Origin of the sequence: Streptomyces sp. RB17, from assembly GCF_009604455.1 — a bacterium.
GTDB lineage: Bacteria > Actinomycetota > Actinomycetes > Streptomycetales > Streptomycetaceae > Streptomyces.
This window is the reverse complement of the sequence record NZ_WEGL01000049.1, coordinates 1-1,737: the sequence shown is the minus strand read 5'-3', so window position 1 is coordinate 1,737 and position 1,737 is coordinate 1. Positions and strand designations below refer to the sequence as shown.

Annotated in this window: 2 protein-coding genes; both read right to left on the bottom strand. The window is 68.7% G+C overall.

The window, feature by feature from the left end; all coding sequences use genetic code 11:
* Positions 1–52: 52 nt before the first annotated feature.
* Positions 53–1,192, bottom strand: coding sequence for a transposase (locus SRB17_RS45200; RefSeq protein WP_323377636.1), 1,140 nt, complete (start codon positions 1,190–1,192; stop codon positions 53–55).
* Between the two features lie 81 nt (positions 1,193–1,273).
* Positions 1,274–1,672 (bottom strand): transposase family protein, encoded by a 399-nt coding sequence (locus SRB17_RS47445; RefSeq protein WP_228396722.1) that lies wholly within the window; start codon positions 1,670–1,672, stop codon positions 1,274–1,276.
* Positions 1,673–1,737: the final 65 nt, after the last annotated feature.

Here is a 1,737-nt window from a genome sequence, read left to right as displayed (position 1 = left end):
GGTTCTGGCTCACTTTCCGTGCCAGCACCACGGACGGTCACCGAAACCACGATCATGAACGGCCGGCCGCCGCTTCGAGGAGAAGTCGTTTGCGGAGGAGGTCGAAGTTGGCGCGGCCGAACATCTGTCGCTTGAGCATCTTGATCTTGTTGTTGTGGCCCTCGACGACTCCCGAGCTGTAAGGCAGCGTGAGCCCGGCGGTGACGGCGTCGAGGTCCTGGCCGAGGCCGTTGATGAAGGTGTGCAGGTCAGGAAGGTCGTCGCTTCGGACATCGGCGATCCACCGGTGGAGGAGTCGGCCCTGGCGGTTGTTCATGAGCTCGGCGAAAGCGCGAACATGCTCGGCGGTGAGAGCGAGGGCTGGGCAGCGGTCCAGCAGGTCCTTCACCTGCGTTGACTCGTCCTCGTCGAGGCTGTCGGGGTGGCGGGTGAGGCAGTTGGTGACGTCCCGGACCGTGGGATCACGACGGGGCGGGCCAGCCGGGGGGAAGGCTTCGCGGAGCCGGCTGACGTAGCGGCGGACCACGGTGGTGCCGCCCTCATAGCCGCGTTCCTTGAGTTCGTGGAAGAGACGGGTGGCGTTCGTGCAGCCCTCGGCCCACCGCTGGTGCAGGTAGGGCTTGTGGTCGTCGAGGATGCTGGGGAGGTTGGTCCACCGGCCGACCAGAAGTTCGTCCGGGGTGGCGGCTCGGGCCAGGCGGCGGACGGTGCCCCGGCTGAGCTGCAGTTGGCGGGCGATGCCCCGCAGGCTCACGTTCCTGCTGATCAGTTCGTGGACGGCCGTGTGCTGCCGGCGTACCCGGTCCGACAGTCGTCCCGATCTGCGGGGCCCCTGTTCGGCCTCGTCCTCGTCCGGGAGCAGCGTCCCCGCAGCCGGGGCCGGGACTTCGTCTTGAGGCCGGCGTAGGCAGGCGCGGTGTCGGGTGACGGTCTTCTCGACGGCTTCGGCGAGGTTTTTCCAGATGTGCCAGCGGTCGGCGACGTGGACGGCGTCCGGGGCACCGGTGCGTCCGGCTTCGGCGTAGGCGCTGGAGCGGTCCCGGCAGAGGAAGGCGATTCCGGAACGGGCGGCGAGCCATGCGGAGACGGTGGCCACGGTGCGGTCCGGCAGCAGGTCGAGCGGCCTGCGTGACTCGACGTCGACCAGGATCGTGCCGTAGACGCGTCCCTTGCGCAGGGCGAACTCGTCGATGCCGAGGACTCGTGGGACCGGGGTTGCCGGGTCCGGCAGAGCGCGTATCAGCCGCAGGAGGGTCGAGCGGCTGGCCGCGACCTACAGAGTCTTCGCCAGCCGGGCCCCGGCCCGGCCGGCCAGCATCACCGCCAGCCGCTGCAGCACCTGGTGCAGGCCGCTGCTACGGCGGCCGTAGCGGAAGGTCAGCCCGTCGACCTGCTCGACGAACGTCGCTCTCGCACAAGTTCTCTCCTGGCAGCGGAACCGGCGGACTCGTAACTCGACCACCGTCCGCCTGCCCCCGACCGCGGAATCCGTGAGGCGCCGCAGGTAGTGGCTGTGGACCCGGGCCGAGACCACACCACAGGCCGAACACGCGGCCTGGCCTGCCGTACTCCGAGCCTTCACCATCACCAACTCGGCATCGGTCACGACCGTTTCGACCTGGACGCCGTCGACCCGGTGGAACCAGAGGTCGCGAAGGAACGTGTCACCCATGGCCGTTCATGATCGTGGTTTCGGTGACCGTCCGTGGTGCTGGCACGGAAAGTGAGCCAGAACCA